Genomic DNA, 21,542 nt, shown 5'->3' with positions numbered 1-21,542 from the left:
AAGATCAAGTGATCTTTAGCCTATTTTTTAGCACCTAAGGTCACCAATACAATCGATCCCGACCTCTGACAGGAGCGCATGGCAATGTCGGCCACAACGACACCTTTCCCGCGAGCAGTGATTTTCGACGCCTACGGCACGTTGTTCGACGTGCATTCGGTGATCGCCGCCGCGGAGCAACTGTTCCCCGGCCACGGCGACGCGCTGTCGCAGCTGTGGCGCCAGAAGCAGATCGAATACACGCAACTGCGCACGCTCGCCGCGCGCAGCGACGCCCCCGGCGAACACTACCGCCCGTTCTGGGACATCACGCTCGACGCGCTACGCTTCGCCGCGAAACGACTGCAGCTCACGCTGGGCCGCACGGCCGAAAAACGTCTGATGGACGAATACGCGTGCCTGTCCGCGTTCCCCGACGCGGTGCCGGTGCTGCGCGCGTTGCGCGAGCCTGCAGCCGCCCCGCGTGCCGGACTCGCGATTCTGTCGAACGGCAATCCGCAAATGCTCGACATCGCGGTCAAGAGCGCCGGCATGAGCGCCCTCTTCGATCACGTGCTGTCGGTCGACGCGGTGCGCGCCTACAAACCCTCGCCCGCCGCGTACGCACTCGGCCCCGACGCGTTCGGCGTGGCCGCACGCGAGATCGTGTTCGTGTCGTCGAACGGCTGGGACGTGGCGGGCGCGACATGGTTCGGCTTCACGACGTTCTGGCTGAACCGGCAGAACCTGCCCGTCGAAGAGCTCGGCGTGACGCCGCATGGCACCGGCGCTGGCATGAACGACCTGCCGGGCTTTCTGCAGACACTCGCGACGTCGACACGCCCGGCCGGCAGCCGTCAAACGAAAACTCATGGCAGTGGCAACCGCAAGCGCGCCAGCCCGCGCGAATGACGGCGCCACTTTCATTCGGCAATCCACGCAACCCTTTTCAACCTTCGCATTTTTGCAATCTGACCGACCAAGGAGAAAACATGGCTAATTCACTGTCGCTGCCTCAGGGCATGGAAATCACCGGTGAGATCAAGCCCGGCTTTGAAGCGATCCTCACCCGCGAAGCGCTGGAACTCGTCGCGGCCTTGCACCGTTCTTTCGAGCCGCGCCGTCAGCAGTTGCTGCAGGCCCGCGTCGAGCGCACGAAGCGGCTCGACGTGGGCGAGCGACCCGACTTCCTCGCGGCCACGAAGAGCGTGCGCGAAGGCGACTGGAAGATCGCTCCGCTGCCGCAGGATCTGCAGTGCAGGCGCGTCGAGATCACCGGTCCCGTCGAGCGCAAGATGATCATCAATGCGCTCAATTCAGGCGCCGACTCCTACATGAGCGACTTCGAGGATTCGAACGCGCCGAGCTGGGACAACCAGATCACCGGCCATATCAATCTGAAGGACGCGGTGCGCCGCACGATCTCGCTCGAACAGAACGGCAAGTCGTACCGCCTCAACGACAAGACCGCGACGCTGATCGTGCGTCCGCGCGGCTGGCATCTCGACGAGAAGCACGTGAAGGTCGACGGCAAGCGCGTGTCGGGCGGCATCTTCGATTTCGCGCTGTACATGGTGCACAACGCGAAGGAGCTGATCGCGCGCGGCTCGGGCCCGTACTTCTATCTGCCGAAGATGGAGAGCCATCTCGAAGCGCGCCTGTGGAACGATATCTTCGTCGCGGCGCAGGAAGCGGTCGGCGTGCCGCGCGGCACGATTCGCGCGACGGTGCTGATCGAAACGATCGTCGCCGCGTTTGAAATGGACGAGATCCTGTACGAACTGCGCGAACATAGCTCGGGCCTGAACGCGGGCCGCTGGGACTACATCTTCTCCGCAATCAAGAAGTTCAAGAGCGACCGCGACTTCTGCCTCGCCGATCGCTCGCAGATCACGATGACCGCGCCGTTCATGCGCGCGTATGCGCTGCTGTTGCTGAAGACCTGCCATCGCCGCAACGCGCCGGCGATCGGCGGCATGAGCGCGCTGATTCCGATCAAGAACGATGCGACCGCGAACGACAAGGCGATGGCCGGCGTGCGCTCCGACAAGGCGCGCGACGCGGGCGACGGCTACGACGGCGGCTGGGTCGCGCATCCGGGCCTGGTGCCGGTCGCGATGGAAGAGTTCGTCAAGGTGCTCGGCGACCGGCCGAACCAGATCGGCAAGCAGCGCATCGACGTGCTCGTGACCGCGACCGACCTGCTCGACTTCCGGCCGGAAACGCCGATCACCGAAGCAGGCTTGCGCAACAACATCAACGTCGGCATTCACTACCTGGGCTCGTGGCTCGCGGGCAATGGCTGCGTGCCGATTCACAACCTGATGGAAGACGCGGCCACCGCCGAGATTTCGCGCTCGCAGGTGTGGCAGTGGATCCGCTCGCCGAAGGGCAAACTCGACGACGGCCGCAAGGTGACGGTCGAACTGGTGCGCGAGCTCGCGGGCGAGGAACTCGACAAGGTCAAACAGTCGGTGGGGGGAGATACGCAGCCGTATGAGCGCGCCGCGCAGATCTTCGAGCAGATGTCGACCGCGGAGCAGTTCACCGATTTTCTGACGCTGCCGCTTTACGAAGAGATTTGATGGTGTCGATGATGCTGGCTCGAGCCTTGGGCCTTGGGCCTGCTCGAGCCAGGTGAGCGCATCAGCCTGAATGACGGCGCGCCACGAAGATCGTGGCGCGCCGTTTTTTTTTGCCCGCTTGCGCGGACCGGCTCAGCGGGTGCGCCGATGTTCGACCCAATCTCCTGAACGGATTTCGGGCAGCCCCTTTACCGCGTTCGGCGCGACCGGATAGAAGCGGCAATTCACCACGTTGCCGTCCACTTTGACCATCACCTCGCGCGCCAGAAAACGATCCTCGACGCCCGGATAGACGGCTTCGATTTCGTCGAGCACCGCGACGAGTTCATCGTCGATTTCATAGACGTCGCCGATCACGTCGACGCCCGCCTCGTCGACGACGAGACCCGGATAGTTGCCAAAATCGAACAGATGGCCGCGCACGGTGGCGCTGCCGAGCAGGCTCGGCGCGGGGAGGTCGTTGCGCGCGGCGGCTTCGCTGATATCGTTCGTTTCGCCGGCACGCAGCGTGCCATAGACAAAGACGGTCTGCATCGTCGTTGAGTCTCCGTGGTCAGAGGTGAGGTGGGTGGCTCGGGGCCATCGGGACATTATGCAACGGCAGCCGGTCGGCAACAGCAACTGGGGACGCTCTACAATGCTTGAAGCCCGCGACGGTGATTGGCCTCGATCGCGCCTCGCCTTCGCCGGCTCCGATCTCCGAACCGACCTTGCCATGACCTCGTCCGCCGACTCCGACCTGTTGAGCCGCGTGCGTTTCGCCGACATACCGCCCGAGTTCGCGCCGAACGACATGCACCCGATCCGCGTGCGCTCGCGGCCGATGCCGGCGGGCTGGCATATCGCGCGTCATACGCATGCGTGGGCGCAGGTTGCATATGCGTCGCGCGGCGTCCTGCGGGTCGCGACGACGGGCACGACATGGATGGTGCCGCCATCGCGCGCGATCTGGTTGCCGCCGCATGTGACGCACGAAGTGGTCGCCGTCGAGGATGCGTTCCTGCGCACGCTGTACATCACCGAGAGTACGGTGCCGGCTGGGCTCGATACGCCGCGCGTCGTCGAAGTATCGAACCTGTTGCGCGAGGTGATTGCCGCGCTCGATACGCCGGGTCTGTCCGCCGCGCGCGAGCAACTGCTCGGCGCGCTCGCGCTCGATGAACTGACGCGCTCCGAACCGTTGCCGCTGTCCGTGCCGATGCCCAGCGAAAAGCGCCTGCGGGCGCTGTGCGAGGCCGTGATCGCCGACCCGATGCATGGCGAGTCGCTCGAACAATGGGCATCGACGGTGGGCGCGAGCACGCGCACGATCGCGCGGCTGTTCCGCCAGGAGCTGGGAGTGAGTTTTTCGCAGTGGCGTCAGCAAGCGATTCTCGCGCGCGCCATTCCGTTGTTGAGCCAGGGACGGCCGTTGTCGCACGTCGCGCAGGAATTGGGCTATCAGAGCCAGAGCGCGTTCTCGGCGATGTTCCGGCGCGCGTTCGGTGCGAGCCCACGCGCGTTTATCGAACGAGGTGCCGAGCATCGCGCGAGCAACGGCGAGCATGACGATGCGCAAGCGGATGATGAAACGGCACAGGATCGAGCTGGCTCGGCAGACGTTGCCGAGCGGTGAACGGCGATGCATGGCGGTGCGCGTTGGCGGTCGATGGAGGCCGCGCCGGCCCGCCTCAAACCCGCCGCGCCAGATGACGGATCGCGCCTAGCTGCGCGAGCCGCGGGCCGGCGAGCTTGTAGCCCTTGCGCTGATAGAGCCGCGCCGCCGGATTGTCGACGAATACGCGCAACTGCAACTCGCGCAGCCCACGCTCGCGCGCCCATTGATGTGAGATGTCGAGCAGAAACGTGCCGGCGCCGAGCCGCCGATATCCTTCGGCAATCTGCACGTCGCGAATATGCAGCGAATCACCTTCCTCGGTGATGCGCAGCACGCCCATCGGCACGCCATCCACTTCGAGAATGAAATTCTCCGATTCGCGCCAGCTGCCAAGAAACAGATCGCTGCGCCACATCAGATGATGCCGGCGATAGTAGCCGCCCATGTTGTTGCGGGTCAGCGCCTCGGCAAACTCGAAATCATCCATGCTGGCCGTACGCAGATGAAACGGTGACGGGGCTTCGGTGGGATCGAACATGGCAGGACCGCGAGGATGAGTCGGATCAACGTTAAAACAGGCCACGCGTGCTGGCAATGGCTGTTTGTCCCGAGCTTTCCGGGTGGCGGCCGGCAATGGGCAGTAGAAATAAAAAAAGCCCACTTCTTGCGAAGTGGGCTTTCTCAAATCTGGCGGAGCGGACGGGGCTCGAACCCGCGACCCCCGGCGTGACAGGCCGGTATTCTAACCAACTGAACTACCGCTCCGGATTTTGCATCGCAGCCTGCGAGCTATGCTCCCAGCCTGCTGCACCGTTCAAACTTCCAACCGAACGACGCCGATGTTCTGGCGTCCCCTAGGGGATTCGAACCCCTGTACTCACCGTGAAAGGGTGATGTCCTAGGCCTCTAGACGAAGGGGACAACGTACTGCTTACACCTTTAATGAAAAAGCCCGTTCAGGTATGTGTGAACGGGCTTTGTCTGGCGGAGTGGACGGGACTCGAACCCGCGACCCCCGGCGTGACAGGCCGGTATTCTAACCGACTGAACTACCACTCCAGTCTTTACACCTTGCTTGCGAGCGTCGGTTAGTTCTCTGCAAGCTGCGCCGCTTTACTACTACTCGAATACTAAAGCGACGCTGATGTTTGGCGTCCCCTAGGGGATTCGAACCCCTGTACTCACCGTGAAAGGGTGATGTCCTAGGCCTCTAGACGAAGGGGACAAAATCTTTTCAGATCCGTCTTAATTCGCTTTCGACTTGATCAACTCTCGCTAACTTTTCAGTTAATTCGCGAAGCTGTTTTCTCGTCAACTGCGAAGACCGCTATTTTAACTACATTTCTGCGATTTGTGAAGTCTTTTTTCTACAACCTTCAGACTTCTTAACTACTTTAACTTCTCTGCTCTGTTGGTGGAGGTAAGCGGGATCGAACCGCTGACCTCTTGCATGCCATGCAAGCGCTCTCCCAGCTGAGCTATACCCCCGCGCACATCAGAGAAACGAGATTCTAGAGGGCGATTTGCGCTTTGTAAATACCCTTTGAGCAATTACATGCGATTTTTTCCGGCTGCATGCAAGTCTTCTCATGCGCGCCGGCAGCGGATCAGACGAGCGCTTTTTCAATACGACTAACGACGACCTCGCGACCGAACAGCATCAGCACGCTATCGATCGACGGCGTATGCGTCGTCCCCGCCACCAGCAGACGCACCGGCATCGCGAGCAGCGGCATCTTCAGCTTGTGCGCGCCAAGCGTGGCCTTCAGCGCGGCGGCGATCGCCTCCTTGGTCCACTCCACCGTCTTCAACGCCGCAGCCAGATCAGCGAGTGCAGGACGAACCGCGTCGGTCACGTGCTGTGCGAGCGATTCGGCATCGGGTGCCGGCGAGCGATAGAACATCGCGGCGTTTTGCGCGATCTCCTTCACGGTCGACGCACGATCCTTCATCAGGCCCACCACTCCTGTCAAATCCGGACCTTGCGCGAGAGTGGCTTCGTCGATGCCGAGCTCCGCGAAGAACGGTTTTGCCAGTTCGGCGAGGCGTGCGTTGTCGGCTTCCTTGATGTAGTGAGCATTGAGCCAGTTCAGCTTGTCATGGTCATACTGCGCCGGCGACTTGCCGAGATGCTCGAGATCGAACCACTCGACGAACTGCTCGCGCGTAAAAATCTCCGCGTCACCATGCGACCAGCCGAGGCGCGCCAGATAGTTGACGACCGCTTCCGGCAGATACCCCGCATCGCGATAACCCATGACGCTCATCGCGCCGTGGCGCTTGCTCATCTTCTCGCCCTGCTCGTTCAGAACGGTCGGCAGGTGCGCATACACCGGCGGCTCGCCGCCAAGCGCGCGCAGAATGTTGATCTGACGCGGCGTGTTGTTGACGTGATCGTCGCCGCGGATCACGTGCGTGATGCGCATGTCGAGATCGTCGACGACGACGCAGAAGTTATACGTCGGCGTGCCGTCAGGACGGGCGATCACGAGGTCGTCGAGTTCCTCGTTCGAGATTTCGATGCGGCCTTTCACCGCGTCGTCCCACGCGACCACGCCGCTCAGCGGATTGCGAAAACGCATCACGGGCTGCACGCCCGCGGGCGGCTGCGGCAGCACCTTGCCCGGCTCAGGGCGCCAGGTGCCGTCGTAGCGCGGTTTTTCGCCCGCTTCGCGCTGGCGCTCGCGCAGCGCGTCGAGCTCTTCGGTGGACATGTAGCACGGGTAGACGAGCTCCGCCTCCTGCATCTGCTTCAGCACTTCGCGGTAGCGGTCCATGCGCTGCATCTGGTAGAACGGGCCTTCGTCGTAATCGAGGCCGAGCCATGCCATGCCTTCGAGAATCGCGTCGACGGATTCGCTCGTGGAACGCTCGAGGTCGGTGTCCTCGACCCGCAGCACGAAGGCCCCTTTCATCTTGCGCGCGAATGCCCACGGATACAGCGCGGAGCGGATGTTGCCCAGGTGGATGAAGCCAGTGGGACTCGGTGCGAAACGGGTGCGAACGGAGGTGGTCATTAGCGGTTACTCGGAAAACGGGCGCCGGCGCTCAGGCGGACATGATTGCGAAGCGCGGCAGCGAAGCGTGCCCATGCTGAGCGCGATGTCGCGCACGGCCACGACGGAAATAAGTGCAAGAGTCGAATTATACCGTCCACACGCGGGATGCCGCCCTCGTCAGAACGGCGTAAGACGGTTGCGCGAGCGGCGTCGGGACACCAGCGCCTGCCCTACCTGCGCTCGCCGAACCCGCCTTGAAAGGACACGGCGCCAGTTCCGAATACTTCCTCTGCAACGTTTCATTACAGCGGACCGCGCGAACCGATCGTTTGCATTAAGATGTGCGCGCGCTGCGATGGGGGCTTAATGCACATCGCTCTAATACGGAGTGAACACCTCCACAGCGCGCGGAATCGCCGTCGGTGATCCGCCTGGTCTGACCTCAGCCTGATCGCGGTACGCGCGACGCCGCCTGCGTCGCCCGCGCCGTTGCTGGAGAACTCGTTGAAACCCTCATCCCCCAGTTTGAGCCGCCGCAGCTTTTCGCTGGCGGCTGCATCCGCGGTGCTTGCCGCCTGCACCACGACCGCCGGCAAACTCGATGGCACGCCGATCACCGCGACGCCGACCGCTCCGACGCCGGAGAAAGCGCAACAGAAACCGGTGCGTGTCGCACTCGCTCTCGGCGGCGGCGCCGCGCGCGGCTTTGCGCACATCGGCGTCATCAAGGCGCTCGAGGCGCGCAATATCCAGATCGATCTGGTCGTCGGCACGAGCGCCGGCTCCGTGGTCGGTGCGCTGTACGCGTCGGGCATGAACGGCTTCGCGCTGAACAAGCTCGCGCTCTCCATGGACGAAGCGTCGATCAGCGACTGGGCGATGCCGTTTCGTACGCGCGGCTTCCTGCAGGGCGTCGCGCTGCAGAACTACCTGAACACGACGCTGAACAACCGCCCGATCGAGAAGATGGCGAGGCCGCTCGGCGTGGTCGCGACCGATCTGCAAACCGGCCAGCCGATCCTGTTCCAGCGCGGCAACACCGGCATCGCGGTGCGCGCGTCGTGCAGCGTGCCGTCGATTTTCGAGCCGGTGAAGATCGGCGGTCACGAGTATGTCGATGGCGGTCTCGTAAGCCCGGTACCGGCGTCGTTCGCGCGCAAGATGGGCGCGGATTTCGTGATCGCCGTCGATATCTCGCAGCGACCGGAGACCGGCGTCACCGCAAGCTCGTTCGATGTGCTGATGCAGACCTTCACGATCATGGGCCAGACGATCAAGGCCTACGAACTCGACAAGTACGCCGACGTGGTGATCCGGCCGAATCTCGCGGCAATGAGCGGCAGCGATTTCTCACAGCGCAACGCGGCAATTCTCGCCGGGGAAGAAGCGGTCGCGAAGATGATGCCGGAGCTGCAGCGCAAGCTCGCCGCGCGGCGCATGGGAGCCTGAAAGCGGTATGAGTGGCGCACGGTGGCTGTGCGCCCCCCAGCAAAAAAACGCGCACCGAATGCAAAAAGCCTGCTTCGAACGAAGCAGGCTTTTTTGTCGCCAGGCTCAGCGCCGAATCAGTTATTTCCGCCGATCGTCGCGGTCACGCGCTTGCGCAGATCGTCCGCCTCATACGAGGTCTCGATCCGACGCGCACCCGTGAAGCGTTTTTCCCAGTAGCCGTCATCCATGTCGTCGACCCGGATCGTGCTGCCGGTGGACGGCGAGTGCACGAACTTGTTGTCGCCGATATAGATGCCGACGTGCGAGAACGTGCGGCGCATCGTATTGAAAAACACCAGATCGCCCGGCTTCAGGTCGCTTACGCGCACCTTCTCGCCCATGCGGCTCATTTCCTCGGCACGACGCGGCAGCGCGAGACCGAGCGTGTCCTGGAACACGTAGCGCACGAAACCGCTGCAATCGAGCCCCGAATCGGGCGTATTGCCACCCCAACGGTAGCGAACGCCGATCATGTTCAGCGCGCCGACCACCACGTCGCCCGCTTTGCCGGCCATGCCGGAAAGGAATGATTTGGCGCCGCCGCTATTGCTGTCGGCAGCCTTGGGTTGCGGAGTGAGGAGGGAGAGAGGATCCGAGCCGTTGGTGGTCGGATACGAGGCATTCTGATTAAAACTGCTGACTTCGTCGGCGAACGCGCCGGGAGCTGCTGCCATCAAGACGCCAATGAACATCCCGGCGACGACGCGCGTGCAAGCCTGGGTGAAGTTTCTGTGCTGCATTGGTCGGTAGTTTTTGCCAAAAAATCAGGGGTCTACGAAAAAAAGTTTGCTCGATACTAGCCAGTAAGTATTTGCGTGTCAAAAGGAATAGGAAAAATCAATCGACATACGCACTCAATTGGGGAAGGGTGAAAAATCAACGATCAAGCGCCGCTTTCAGCAGCTTTCGAGTGTAAGGATGCGCGGGCGCCGCAAAAATCTTCTCGACTTCGCCCGTCTCGACGATCGATCCGTTTTGCATTACCACCACGCGGTGCGCCATTGCGCCGATCACTTCCAGGTCGTGGCTGATAAACACGAAGCCCAAATTGTATTTGTGCTGCAAGCCGGTGAGCAGCTTGAGCACCTGCTGCTGGATCGAGACGTCCAGCGCGCTGGTCGGTTCGTCCAGGATCAGCACGCGCGGCTCCAGCACCAGCGCGCGCGCGATCGCGATGCGCTGCCGCTGGCCGCCCGAAAATTCGTGCGGATAGCGATACAGCGCCGTACGGTCGATGCCGACTTCGCGCAGCACCGCGAGCACCTTGTCGCGCCGCGCCTGCGGGGTCATCTGCGGCCGATGCAGCGCGAGCCCCTCGCCGACGATCCGCTCGATCGTCTGTCGCGGCGAAAGCGAACTAAAAGGATCCTGAAAGACGACCTGCATGTTCGAGCGCAATGCGGTCTTTTCGGCGCCGCGATAGCTCGCGAGCGCCCTGCCCTGAAACTCGATCTCGCCGTGCGCGGTGCGCTGCAGACCGAGCAGTGCCATCGCGAGCGTCGACTTGCCCGAACCCGACTCGCCGACGATCCCGAGCGTCTCGCCCTGGCGCACCGACACGTTCGCGTCGTTGACCGCGCGAAACCGCCCCGACCCCACCCAGCCACGCAGGCCCGGCAGCTTCGTTTTGAAGTCGACCGACACGCCGCGCGCTTCGAGCAGCACCGGCGAGATCGGCAGCACGGGCACGACCTCCCGCTGCGGCCGGCTCGCGAGCAGCCGCTGCGTATAGGGATGGCGCGGCGCCTCGAACACCTGCTCGACCGTGCCGGTTTCGACCAGCACGCCCCGCTCCATCACTGCGACGCGCTGCGCGAAGTGGCGCACGAGGTTCAGGTCGTGCGTGATCAACAGCACGGCCATGCCACGCTTTTGCGCTTCGTCGCGTTGCAGTTCCAGCAGCAGCTCGACGATCTGGGCGCGGATCGTCACGTCGAGCGCGGTGGTCGGCTCGTCGGCTAGCAACAGGCGCGGCCGGCAGGCGAGCGCCATCGCGATCATCGCGCGCTGCCGCTGGCCGCCCGACAGCTGATGCGGGTAGCTGTTCACGCGCTTCTGCGGCTCGGCGATGCCGGTGCGCGCAAGCAATGCGACCGCGCGCTTCGCCGCCTCGTTCGCGCTGACGCCATCGTGCACGACGATCGTCTCGGCAATCTGGTCGCCGATCGTATACAGAGGATTGAGCGCGGTCATCGGCTCCTGGAAGATCATCGCGATGTCCGAGCCGCGCAGGCCGCGCATCGCGCGCTCGCTCTTCGCGAGCAGGTCTTCGCCATCGAAGCGGATCGCGCCGCTCACCTGCGCGTCGTTCAGCAGGCGCAGCACCGACAGCGCGGTCACGCTCTTGCCCGAGCCCGACTCGCCGACCAGCGCGACGCGTTCACCTCGCGCGATCGCGAGCGTGACGTCGTCGACGGCCAGCGTGTCGCCGAACGCGACGCGCAGATGGTCGAGTTCGAGCAGCGGCGTATCCGTCGAGCGCGGATCGCTTTGCGGCAGCGCGCTCATTGACCACCTCCGGCGTGCATGGCATCGGAGATGCGCGTGTCGAGCGCGTTGCGCAGCGCGTCGCCCATGAAGGTCAACAGCAGCAGCATCGCCACCAGCACGCCGAAGGTCGACATCGAGATCCACCACGCGTCGAGATTCGCCTTGCCCTGCGCGAGCAGCTCGCCCAGGCTCGGTGTCGGCGGCGGCACGCCGAGGCCGAGGAAGTCGAGACTCGTCAGCGCGAGAATCGCGCTGCTCATGCTGAACGGCAGGAACGTGATGACCGGCGTCAGGCTGTTCGGCAACACGTGGCGCCACATGATCTGCCAGTGCGACAGACCCATCGCGCGCGCGGCGCGCACATAGTCCTGCTGGCGATTGCGCAGGAACTCGGCGCGCACGTAATCGGACAGGCCGATCCAGTTGAACAGCGACAGCAGCACGATCAGCAGCGCGAAGCTGCGCTCGAAGATCGACGAAAAGATGATCAGCAGATACAGCTGCGGCATCGCGTTCCAGATCTCGATCAGACGCTGCCCGACGATATCGGTTCGACCTCCGAAGTAACCCTGCACCGCCCCCGCGACGATACCGACGATCGTGCTGATCACGGTCAGCACGAGGCCGAACGCGACCGACACGCCGAAGCCGTACAGCAGCCGCGCGAACAGATCGCGGCCGCGGTCGTCGGTGCCGAGCCAGTTCTCGCGCGACGGCGGCGCCGGGTTGGGCGCCTTCGAAAAGTAATTGAGCGTGTCGTAGTAGTAATGATTCGGCGGATACAGCGCGAAGTTGCCCGGCGTATCGAAGCGGTGACGGATGTACGGATCGAGATAGTCGGTCGGCGTCGGGAAGTCGCCACCGAAGGTGGTCTCGGCGTAGGTCTTGACGAGCGGGAAATACAGATGCCCGTCGTAGCGCACGACGACCGGCTTGTCGTTCGACCACAGCGGCCCCACGAGGCTTGCCGCGAACGCGACGACGAAGATGATCAGGCTCCAGTAGCCGAGCCGCTGCTGGCGAAAACGCCGCCACACGCGACGCGCCGGCGACGGCGACATCAGTGCGCGCGCGGGTTCGGTGCGCGCCGCCGCATCGGCGGAAAGGCGGGCTCGATTCATCAGCGCTCCAGTTGTTCGAATTGGATGCGGGGATCGACCCACACGTAGCAAAGGTCGGAGATCAGCCGCGTGACGAGGCCGATCAGCGTGAACAGGTACAGCGTGCCGAGCACGACCGGATAGTCGCGCCGCATCACCGATTCGTACGACAGCAAGCCGAGCCCGTCGAGCGAGAACAGCGTTTCGATCAGCAGGCTGCCGGTGAAGAACGCGCCGATGAACGCACCCGGGAAATTGACGATCAGCGGCAAGAGCGCATTGCGAAATACGTGCTTCCACAGTACGCGCCGCTCGGACAAACCTTTGGCGCGCGCGGTCAGCACGTACTGCTTGCGGATTTCGTCGAGGAACGCGTTTTTCGTCAGCATCGTGACGACCGCGAAGCTGCCCACCACCGACGCGGTGATCGGCAACGTGATATGCCACAGATAGTCAAGAATCTTGCCGAAGAGGCTCAGCTGGTCCCAGTTGTCGGAAGTGAGGTTGCGCAGCGGAAACAGCTGCAGGAACGTGCCGCCGCCGAACAGCACGAGCAGCAGCACGCCGAGCACGAAACCGGGAATCGCGTAGCCGACCAGCACGACGAGGCTCGTCGCGAGATCGAAGTGCGAGCCGTTGCGCACCGCCTTCGCGATGCCGAGTGGCACCGATATCAGATAAGTGAGAAAGAACGTCCACAGCCCGATGCTGATCGACACCGGCAGCTTCGACACGATCAGCGACCACACGCTCTGATGACGGAAATAGCTCTGGCCGAGATCGAAGGTCGCGAAGCGCTTGAGCATCAGCACGTAGCGTTCGAGCGGCGGCTTGTCGAAGCCGTATAGCTGCTTGAGTTGCGCGATCTGCTGCGCGTCGACGCCGCTATGCGAGCGCAGCCCGAACGGCGAAGCGCCCTCCGCGCCCTTGCGCAACTCGTGCGTCATCTGCTCGACGGGACCGCCCGGCACGAACTGGATCACCACGAAGGTCAGCGTCAGCACGCCGAGCAGCGTCGGGATCATCAGCAGCAGGCGTTTGAGGATGTAGCTCCACATAGGCGGTGTTCCAGAGCGAACGCGTTGGTTGAGACGATAGGTCTGCGGATCAGTCGGCGGCGCCGGTGTGCGTGCGCGCCTGCGGATCCTCGTACCACCACATCGACGTGATCCAGCCCTCCGCGCCATAGTACAGCGGCAAAGTCTTCGGCCACGCGAGCCCGCGCTTGAATGCGACGCGATGCGTGGCGCTGTACCACTGCGGTACCACATAGTAGCCATGCGTGAGTAGACGGTCGAGCGCATGTGCGGCGTCGGTCAGTTGCTCACGCGTTTGCGCATGCACGAGCGCGTCCAGCACCGCGTCGACGGCGGCCGACTTCAGGCCGATCGCGTTGTCCGAGCCGGGCGTATCGGCCGACTTGCTGCCGAAGCGGGTGACCTGCTCGGCGCCGGGCACCTGCACGTCGGGCATGCGCAGCGTCGTCACGTCGAAATCGAAGGCATCGAGCCGCTTCTGATACACCGCGAAGTCGGCCGTGCGGAAGTTCGCCGTGATGCCGAGCTTCTGCAGATTGCGCGTGAAGGTCGCGATGATCGGCTCCATCGATGAGGCCGACCCCGAGTCGTCGAGTATCTCGAACTGGAACGGCTCGCCCTTCGCGTTGCGCAGCGCGCCGTCGCGGTAGGTCCAGCCGGCCTGCTGCAACAGATCGCGCGCCTCGAGCAGATTCGCACGCAACGAGCCGGGCGGATCGGTATCGGGCTGCTTCGGCAGCGGCCCGAATACCGCCGGGTCGAGCTGCGCGCGAAACGGTTCGAGCAGCGCGAGTTCGCCCGGCGACGGCAGCCCCTTCGCCTGCCATTCGGTGTTGGCGAAATAGCTGTCGATGCGCGTGTACTGGCTGAAAAAGAGCTGACGGTTCAGCCATTGAAAGTCGAGTGCGAGATCGAGCGCCTTGCGCACCCGCACGTCCTGGAACAGCGGCCGGCGCGTGTTGAGGAAAAAGCCCTGCATGCCGGTGCCGTTGTGCTGTGGGAACTCGCGCTTGATCAGCTCGCCGCTGTCGAACTTCTTGCCGACGTCGCGGCGCACCCAGTTGCGCGCGATGTATTCGACGAGCGCATCGTATTCGCCGGCCTTGAACGCTTCGAGGCGCGCGGTGGGATCGGCATACAGCTTGTAGACGATGCGATCGAAGTTGTTCATGCCGACGCGCACCGGCAGATCGGCGCCCCAGTAGTGCGGGTCGCGTTTGAACGTGATCGTGCGGCCGTTGTCGTAGCTGTCGATCAGGTACGGCCCGCTGCCGATCGGCTTCTCGAACGCAAGCTGATCGAACGGAATGCGGCTGCCGTCCGGCTTCATCCCCCACTTGCGCGAGAACACCGGCATGCTGCCCGCGAGCAGCGGCAACTCGCGATTGCGCTCGCGAAACTCGAAACGCACCGTGGCCGGATCGACGACGACCGCACCCTTGATCTCGCCGAAAAGCGATGCGAACTGCGGCGCGGCTTGCGGGCTCTTCAGCGTGTCGAGCGAGAACTTGACGTCGTCGGCGGTGACCGGGTCGCCGTTCGAAAAGCGCGCGCGCGGATTGATGTGGAACGTGACCGAGAGGCCGTCGCGCGCGACGACGATGTCGTCGGCGAGCAGCCCATAGGCCGACGCGACTTCGTCGCTGCTGCCGATCGTCAGGCTCTCGAACATCAACTCGAGGCCGGGCGCCGCGTTGCCGCGCAGCGTGAACGGATTGAACTTGTCGAAGCTCGTCAGACGGCTCGGATTCGCGAGCACGAGCGTGCCGCCTTTCGGCGCATCGGGATTGACGTAATCGAAGTGCTTGAAGCCGGCCGGATATTTCGGCTCACCGTATTGCGCGATCGCATGCGCGGCATGCGCGTGCGGTGCGACGAACAGGCTCGCGCACAGCAGCGCGACGGCGAACGCGGCGCGCAAGGGTCCGTGGATCACGCTGTGCCGAAGTCCCTCAGGCGTTTGAACCCGTCGCGAGCCGGTTGTCATGGAGTCGTGCTGGGAAGTTGGCAGTGGCGATGCGGGGATTCTACCCAATTAGCTTGCGCGATCCGGCGGGCGCCTGCGGCGAAATGCGTCAGCTATCGAATGTTTTCAGCGTAAAAACAAAAACCGCCCTCGAAGGGCGGTTCTGTTGTCGATGCGGCCGGTCGGCGCGCTTCGAGGCTCAGGCGGCGCCGACTCAATGCCAGCCGCGATGCTCGTCGTAATGACCGTGCGCATAGTCGCCGTGGCCCGGCGGATGGTGGCGATACCAGTCGTCACGCGCCCAGTAGCGACGGCCGTCCCAGTAACGGTCGCCATGCCAGCCCACCACGATTTGCGGACCGCCGTAGTACACGGGAGCCGGCTGATATATGACGGGCGGCGGAGGCGGCGGCGGCGGCGCATAGACCGGAGCCGGTGCGACGTAGACCGGCGCGGGAATGCCGATATTGACCCCGATGTTGAGCCCCGCGGCCATCGCGGCACCCGATGTAGCCAACGTCAACACCCCGAGCATTAGCGGAACAAGACGAGCGGACTTCATTGATCACCTTTGTACGAACATGTTTTGTTGGCGGAAATATAGCGCAAGGCGGCAAGCCGCGTATTTCAACTTTGTAATAACTGATGCTGAAAATCGCCTCGCCGACGGCGGCGTAACGTCTGGTTACATCCGCCAGCCGGCCGTGAAAAAACGCCGCCCGCGCGGCCAACGCTTCCCCGCCTCATCGATCTTCCGAAAACGAACATTCAAATGTTCGAAAGAACATGCACGTTCGATATTTTTCGCTCAAGTCATCTGATCACTTCCGCCCATTCTGGCAAAAATTATTAAATTATCCCGATAAATCAAGCAAACATGCGCCAACAACTATGGTTTTCCCGGATATCGAGGTCGCTTCCAAGTGGTAGGATGACTGCTATTGAAAATCAATAAATGTTCGAATTCGCGCATTCCTGAGCTTTGCTTCAGAAGGCAACCGCTCAATGCGCCATGGAGACTGATGTTGAAAACGATCAAGGGATTGCGCTGGTGGATCATCGCCCTCGTTTGCGTTGGGACGATCGTCAACTATCTGTCGCGTAACGCGCTCGGCGTGATGGCGCCCGAGCTGATGAAGCTGCTGCACATGAGCACGCGGCAGTACTCCTACGTGGTCGGCGCGTTCCAGGTCGGCTATACGGTGATGCAGCCGGTCTGCGGCCTGATCATCGATCTGAGCGGGCTGCGCCTCGGCTTCGCGCTGTTTGCGTGCCTGTGGTCGTTGACCGGCGTGTTCCACGGTTTCGCGGGCAGCTGGTTTTCGCTCGCGGCATTGCGCGGCTTCATGGGCCTGTCCGAAGCGGTCGCGATTCCGGCCGGCATGAAGGTCGTCGCAGAATGGTTTCCCGATCGTGAGAAGTCCGTTGCGGTCGGCTACTTCAATGCGGGTACGTCGCTCGGCTCGCTGCTCGCGCCGCCGCTCGTCGTGTTCCTGTCGCTGCGCTACGGCTGGCAGAGCGCCTTCGCGGTGACCGGCGCACTCGGCTTCTTCTGGGCCGCCGCATGGTTCGTGCTGTACCGCTCGCCCGCCGAGCACAAGCGCGTGAGCGACGCCGAGCGCACCGCGATCGTCGAAGGTCAGGCACCGCCGGCGGGGCGCCGCGCGAGCGTGCGTGAAGTGCTGCGCACGCGCCGCTTCTGGGCCATCGCGCAGGCGCGCTTTTTCGCCGAGCCCGCGTGGCAAACGTTCAGCTTCTGGATTCCGCTTTATCTCGCCACCCAGCGACATATGGATCTGAAGCAGATCGCGATGTTCGCGTGGCTGCCGTTTCTCGCCGCGGACCTGGGCGGCCTGTTCGGCGGCTATCTGTCGCCGTTCCTGATGAAGCATTTTCGCGTGCCGCTGATCTGGTCGCGCATCTCGGGCGTCGTGCTCGGCGCGCTGATGATGCTCGGACCGGCGTCGATCGGTCTCGTCGCCTCGCCGTACCAGGCCATCGCCCTCTTCTGCGTCGGCGGCTTCGCGCACCAGATGATCTCGGCGCTCGTCAACACGCTCGCCGCCGACGTCTTCGATCCGGGCGAAGTCGGCACCGTTGCGGGCTTCGCGGGCATGGCCGCATGGGATCGGCGGCCTCGGCTTCTCGCTGATGGTCGGCGCGCTCGCCGATTCGATCGGCTACACGCCGCTGTTCGGTGCGCTCGGCGCGTTCGACATCATCGGCGCCACGCTGCTGATCATCCTGATGCGCGGTGTGCCGCGCCACGGCCGCGCGCGCCGCGCCGACCTGAGCGTCAACACTGCCGCCTGACCTCCCTCGAAGACTCATCATGCATTCACAGATCAATCTCAAACATCCGCCGCGCTTCGCGCTCGCTCCCAACGCCGGCAACGCCGCGGGCAACCCGGTCGTACTGAGCGCGCAATCGAATTGCCGCATCGAGCTGTTCGTGCTCGCCGAAGACATCATCCGCGTGCTCGTGCTGCCGGACGGCGAAACGCACGGTCCGCGCACGTGGGCGATCGCGCCCGGCGCCGACGACGTGCCGCTCGAAGGCCGCGAGCGCCGCGACCTGAGCGGCTTCACACCGCCGCCGTTCACGGTGAGCGAACAGGCCGGCCACCTCGTGATCGAAACCGCGCGTGTGCGCGTGAGCGTCGCGCTCGAAGGCGGCGCCTGCGCGTGGGACATCCTGCACGAAGGCACGTGGCATCGCGTGATGAGCGATCGCAAGACCCAGGCGTACAACTTCGGCTGGTGGGACTCGCGCGTCTATCACTACGTCGAGCGGCGTCGCGACGAAATGTATGTGGGCCTTGGCGAGCGTGCCGGCTCGCTCGATCGCGCGCAGCAAAGCTACGAGATGCGCAATATCGACGCGATGGGCTACAGCGCGCGCACCACGGACCCGCTCTACAAACACATTCCGTTCTACGTGACGTGGCAGCCGCAGACGTCGACGGGCTTCGGCCTGTTCTACGACACGCTCGCCGATTGCCGTTTCGACATGGGTCGCGAGCTCGACAACTATCACGGTCACTATCGGCATTTCATCGCAGAGCATGGCGATCTCGACTACTACTTCATTGCGTCGCCGGGCTCGCCGCTCGACGCGGTGCGCCGCTTTACGTGGCTCACCGGACGTCCCGCGTGGATGCCGAAGTGGGGCCTCGGCTACTCGGGCTCGACGATGAGCTACACCGACGCGCCGGACGCGCAGCAGCAGATGGGCGAATTCATCGAGCGCTGCCGCGAGCACGACGTGCTGTGCGATTCGTTCCATCTGTCGTCGGGCTATACGTCGATCGGGCCGAAGCGTTACGTGTTCAACTGGAATCACGAGAAGTTTCCCGACATCCGCGGCTTCGTGCAGAGCTATCTCGATCACGGCGTGCGTCTGTGCGCGAACATCAAGCCGTGTCTGCTGCAGGACCACCCGGCGTTCGACGACGTCGCCCAGGCTGGCCTGCTGATCGAAGCGCCCGATGGCGAGCCCGCATGGGTGCAGTTCTGGGACGAAGTCGGCGCATATCTCGACTTCACGAATCCCGCGACGATCGACTGGTGGAAGGCTCGCGTGAAAGACGCGTTGCTCCAGTACGGCATCGCATCCACCTGGAACGACAACAACGAGTTCGAGATCTGGTCGCCGCATGCGATCGCACGCGGCTTCGGCAAGCCGTATCCGGCACACCAGGCGAAGGTGCTGCAAACGCAGCTGATGATGCGCGCGTCGCACGACGCGCAGCGCGAGCACGCGCCCGACAAGCGCCCGTTCCTCGTGTCGCGCTCGGGCGGCGTCGGCATGCATCGATACGTGCAAACGTGGTCGGGCGACAACTACACGTCGTGGGAAACGCTGCGCTTCAATCTGAAGATGGGGCTCGGGCTCGCGATGTCGGGCGTGTCGAACAGCGGCCACGACATCGGCGGCTTCTCGGGTCCCGCGCCGGAGCCGGAACTGTTCGCGCGCTGGGTCGCGTTCGGCATCTTCCTGCCGCGCTTTTCGATTCACTCGTGGAACGACGACGGCACCGTCAACGAGCCGTGGATGCATCCCGAAGTCACGCGGCACGTGGCTGATCTGATCAAGCTGCGCTATCGCCTGATTCCCTACCTGTACGAGTTGCTGTGGCAATCGCACAGCGCGTACGAGCCGGTGCTGCGGCCGCTGTTCGCGGAGTTTCCGCACGATCCGCGCTGCCTCGTCGATGGCGACGACATGATGCTCGGCGCGTCGATGCTGGTCGCGCCGGTGGTCGATCCGGGCCAGAGCACGCGCGACGTGTACCTGCCGGCCGGTTCGCGCTGGGTGTCGTACTGGAGCGGCGAAGCGTTCGAAGGCGGCCAGACCGTCACGCTGCCCGCACCGTTCGAGCGGCCGGTGTTCCTGCTGCGCGAAGGCAGCGTGATTCCGCTCAACATCGCCGAGCAGCATTTCGGCCGTCCTGCCGACGAACGCGCATTCCTCGCGGTGCCGTACGCCGGCGCGGGCACCGCGCAAGGCGGCTCGATCGAGGACGACGGCGAGACCGAGGCCTGGCGCAATGGCGAGCAGGGCCGCTGGAACGTCACGCTGACCGGCGACGCGAATACGTTGCGCGTGACGCTCGAGCGTCCGCGATGGACGCATCATGCGCAGCCGCAAGTGCGCGTGTTTGTGCCGATGCATGAAGCACGCGCGATCGTCTGCACGAACGGCACGCTCGCGGCCGATCACATCGCGGACGGCTGGCGCTGCCTGACGATTGCGCTGCCGCACTGAGTCACCGCATCAAGACAAAAGAGTACTGACTCGCACTACCAGGCACTGAACAACAAACCGCACCGGCCTGAGGGATCAGGCCGTCCATCCAGTCTGGAGACATCCCAATCATGAAAATAAACCAGCGCGCGCGCACCCGCGCGTTCGTCCTCTGCTGCCTGCCGTTTGCGGGCGCCGCATGGTCGATCAGCGCGTCGGCGCAAAGCAGCGTCACGCTGTACGGCGTCGTCGACAACGCATTCGCCTACTCAAGCAACCAGAAGGGACATTCGAACTTCTACATGAGCCAAGGCAACTTGCAGGCGAGCAAGTTCGGCTTCCTCGGCGCCGAAGACCTCGGCGGCGGCACGAAGGCGATCTTCCGGCTGGAAAGCGGCTTCAATTCGCTGACCGGCGCTCAAAGCACCGCCGGCTACCTGTTCAACCGCCAGGCTTATGTCGGCCTCGCGAACGACCACTACGGCACCGTCACGCTCGGCCGCCAGTACACGCCCTACTTCAATATGGTCGGCGCTCTCGGACCGACCGGCGTGCTGACCGGCGCGACCGGCGCGCACCCCGGCGATCTCGACGCCCTCGACACGACGCTGCGCTTCAATAATTCGATCACCTATCTATCGCCGACGATCGCGGGTCTGCAGGCAAGCGCGCAGTACGGTCTCGGCGGCGTGCCCGGCAGCGTCGCGAACGGTGGCCTGTTCAGCGCGGCGTTGCGCTACGACTTCCAGCCGATCTCGCTCGCGGCAGGCTACGTGAAGCTGAAGGACATCGCGACGAGCCCGGCCCTCGGCAGCTTCGCGATCAACTCGCCGGTCAATAACGGCTACGCGAGCGCGCGCAGCACGCAGATGATCGCCGCAGCGGGCCGCTATACGTGGCACGATCTGATGCTCGGCCTCAATTACTCGAATGTGCAGTACGCGCCGGGCCACGGCTCGCTGTTCTTCGACAAGGCCGTGTTCAACACGTACGGCGCGATCGCGACGTACCGGATCACGCCGAGCGTGACCGTCGGCGGCGGCTATAGCTTCACGCAGGCGAGCCAGGCGAACGGCATCACCGATCCGGCCCACTATCACCAGATCTCGCTGGAACAAACCTACAACCTGTCGACGCGCACCACGCTGTACGCACTCGAGGCCTATCAGCATGCAAGCGGCAAGTCGCTGATCGCATCGGGCAGCGGCGTGACCATCGCCGACGCGGTTGCGGTGGTCGGCGACTCGCAGAACACGACGCCGTCGTCGGGTCCGTCGCAGTTCGTCGGCATGGTGGGGTTGCGGCACGCGTTCTAGGCGATGCGGTTTTGGTCGGCGGCACGACCGGTTCAATCAGGCGGAGTCTTTGCCCGTCGCGCTGCACCTGGCGTGCCCCCGACCGATGGCCGCGCATTGGCCGCTGCCGCTTCGCCGACGTGGCACGTGTTTACTGATATGACATGGTGAATGTCGCCTGTATCGGCTCCGGTTGTCTGGACAAGCTTTTGCAGCTCAGGCGGCCAGCTTCATCAGCCTTTCCTGACGGGCTTCG

15 protein-coding genes, 5 tRNA genes and 1 pseudogene are annotated in these 21,542 nt (G+C 63.7%); 7 read left to right on the top strand and 14 right to left on the bottom strand.

Annotated elements, in window-relative coordinates:
* Nucleotides 1-84: 84 nt before the first annotated feature.
* Together EVC45_RS25990 and aceB are read left to right on the top strand one after the other, a co-directional pair.
* Nucleotides 85-891, top strand: coding sequence for a haloacid dehalogenase type II (locus tag EVC45_RS25990; protein ID WP_129961095.1), 807 nt, complete (start codon nucleotides 85-87; stop codon nucleotides 889-891).
* 80 nt (nucleotides 892-971) lie between these two features.
* Nucleotides 972-2,564, top strand: a complete 1,593-nt coding sequence (gene aceB / locus EVC45_RS25985) for a malate synthase A (RefSeq protein WP_129961094.1) — start codon at nucleotides 972-974, stop codon at nucleotides 2,562-2,564.
* A gap of 132 nt (nucleotides 2,565-2,696) precedes the next feature.
* Here aceB and EVC45_RS25980 read toward each other — a convergent pair whose 3' ends face one another.
* Entirely contained in the window at nucleotides 2,697-3,098 is a 402-nt protein-coding gene (locus EVC45_RS25980) for a gamma-glutamylcyclotransferase (protein ID WP_129961093.1), read from the bottom strand.
* 181 nt (nucleotides 3,099-3,279) lie between these two features.
* Here EVC45_RS25980 and EVC45_RS25975 point away from each other — a divergent pair, with 181 nt between their 5' ends.
* Nucleotides 3,280-4,179, top strand: coding sequence for a helix-turn-helix domain-containing protein (locus tag EVC45_RS25975; protein WP_129961092.1), 900 nt, complete (start codon nucleotides 3,280-3,282; stop codon nucleotides 4,177-4,179).
* A 55-nt stretch (nucleotides 4,180-4,234) separates the two neighbouring features.
* Here EVC45_RS25975 and EVC45_RS25970 read toward each other — a convergent pair whose 3' ends face one another.
* The 7 genes from EVC45_RS25970 to gltX form a co-directional block, all read right to left on the bottom strand.
* The gene (locus tag EVC45_RS25970) at nucleotides 4,235-4,699 is read right to left on the bottom strand and encodes a GNAT family N-acetyltransferase (protein ID WP_129961091.1); all 465 of its coding nucleotides are present in this window, start codon (nucleotides 4,697-4,699) and stop codon (nucleotides 4,235-4,237) included.
* Between the two features lie 150 nt (nucleotides 4,700-4,849).
* A tRNA-Asp gene (locus EVC45_RS25965) sits at nucleotides 4,850-4,926 on the bottom strand.
* A gap of 80 nt (nucleotides 4,927-5,006) precedes the next feature.
* Nucleotides 5,007-5,082 (bottom strand) — tRNA-Glu (locus EVC45_RS25960).
* Nucleotides 5,083-5,143: 61 nt separating this feature from the next.
* Nucleotides 5,144-5,220: transfer RNA gene (locus EVC45_RS25955), tRNA-Asp, on the bottom strand.
* A 90-nt stretch (nucleotides 5,221-5,310) separates the two neighbouring features.
* Nucleotides 5,311-5,386 (bottom strand) — tRNA-Glu (locus EVC45_RS25950).
* Between the two features lie 187 nt (nucleotides 5,387-5,573).
* Nucleotides 5,574-5,649, bottom strand: a tRNA-Ala gene (locus EVC45_RS25945).
* A 119-nt stretch (nucleotides 5,650-5,768) separates the two neighbouring features.
* Nucleotides 5,769-7,178: a glutamate--tRNA ligase gene (gene gltX / locus EVC45_RS25940; RefSeq protein WP_129961090.1), complete on the bottom strand. Its 1,410-nt coding sequence runs from the start codon at nucleotides 7,176-7,178 to the stop codon at nucleotides 5,769-5,771.
* Between the two features lie 486 nt (nucleotides 7,179-7,664).
* On the opposite strand from gltX, the gene EVC45_RS25935 reads away from it, so the two are divergent.
* Nucleotides 7,665-8,609: a patatin-like phospholipase family protein gene (locus EVC45_RS25935; protein WP_129961089.1), complete on the top strand. Its 945-nt coding sequence runs from the start codon at nucleotides 7,665-7,667 to the stop codon at nucleotides 8,607-8,609.
* Nucleotides 8,610-8,725: 116 nt separating this feature from the next.
* On the opposite strand, the gene EVC45_RS25930 is transcribed toward EVC45_RS25935, so the two are convergent.
* The 6 genes from EVC45_RS25930 to EVC45_RS25905 all read right to left on the bottom strand — a co-directional run bounded on the left by EVC45_RS25930 (nucleotide 8,726) and on the right by EVC45_RS25905 (nucleotide 15,806).
* Entirely contained in the window at nucleotides 8,726-9,391 is a 666-nt protein-coding gene (locus EVC45_RS25930; RefSeq protein WP_129961088.1) for a C40 family peptidase, read from the bottom strand.
* Nucleotides 9,392-9,527: 136 nt separating this feature from the next.
* Nucleotides 9,528-11,159, bottom strand: a complete 1,632-nt coding sequence (locus EVC45_RS25925) for an ABC transporter ATP-binding protein (protein ID WP_129961087.1) — start codon at nucleotides 11,157-11,159, stop codon at nucleotides 9,528-9,530.
* The gene (locus EVC45_RS25920; protein ID WP_129961086.1) at nucleotides 11,156-12,262 is read right to left on the bottom strand and encodes an ABC transporter permease; all 1,107 of its coding nucleotides are present in this window, start codon (nucleotides 12,260-12,262) and stop codon (nucleotides 11,156-11,158) included. Before EVC45_RS25920 ends, EVC45_RS25925 begins: the two co-directional genes overlap by 4 nt.
* Entirely contained in the window at nucleotides 12,262-13,299 is a 1,038-nt protein-coding gene (locus EVC45_RS25915) for a microcin C ABC transporter permease YejB (RefSeq protein WP_129961085.1), read from the bottom strand. Before EVC45_RS25915 ends, EVC45_RS25920 begins: the two co-directional genes overlap by 1 nt.
* A 49-nt stretch (nucleotides 13,300-13,348) precedes the next feature.
* Nucleotides 13,349-15,265 carry an extracellular solute-binding protein gene (locus EVC45_RS25910; protein WP_129961084.1) on the bottom strand — a complete coding sequence of 639 codons (1,917 nt, stop codon included), beginning with the start codon at nucleotides 15,263-15,265 and terminating at the stop codon, nucleotides 13,349-13,351.
* Nucleotides 15,266-15,458: 193 nt separating this feature from the next.
* Nucleotides 15,459-15,806 (bottom strand): hypothetical protein, encoded by a 348-nt coding sequence (locus EVC45_RS25905; RefSeq protein WP_129961083.1) that lies wholly within the window; start codon nucleotides 15,804-15,806, stop codon nucleotides 15,459-15,461.
* Nucleotides 15,807-16,269: 463 nt separating this feature from the next.
* Between EVC45_RS25905 and EVC45_RS25900 the strand changes: the two are divergent.
* From EVC45_RS25900 to EVC45_RS25890, 3 genes and pseudogenes are all read left to right on the top strand, one after another.
* Nucleotides 16,270-17,557 (top strand): annotated as a pseudogene (locus EVC45_RS25900) (MFS transporter).
* 19 nt (nucleotides 17,558-17,576) lie between these two features.
* The gene (locus EVC45_RS25895) at nucleotides 17,577-20,012 is read left to right on the top strand and encodes a glycoside hydrolase family 31 protein (RefSeq protein WP_129961082.1); all 2,436 of its coding nucleotides are present in this window, start codon (nucleotides 17,577-17,579) and stop codon (nucleotides 20,010-20,012) included.
* A 110-nt stretch (nucleotides 20,013-20,122) separates the two neighbouring features.
* Nucleotides 20,123-21,307, top strand: coding sequence for a porin (locus EVC45_RS25890; RefSeq protein WP_129961081.1), 1,185 nt, complete (start codon nucleotides 20,123-20,125; stop codon nucleotides 21,305-21,307).
* The last annotated feature ends 235 nt before the right edge of the window (nucleotides 21,308-21,542 follow it).

This window comes from Paraburkholderia sp. UYCP14C, from assembly GCF_004197395.1.
Lineage (GTDB): Bacteria > Pseudomonadota > Gammaproteobacteria > Burkholderiales > Burkholderiaceae > Paraburkholderia.
This window is presented reverse-complemented; position numbering and strand designations above follow the sequence as displayed.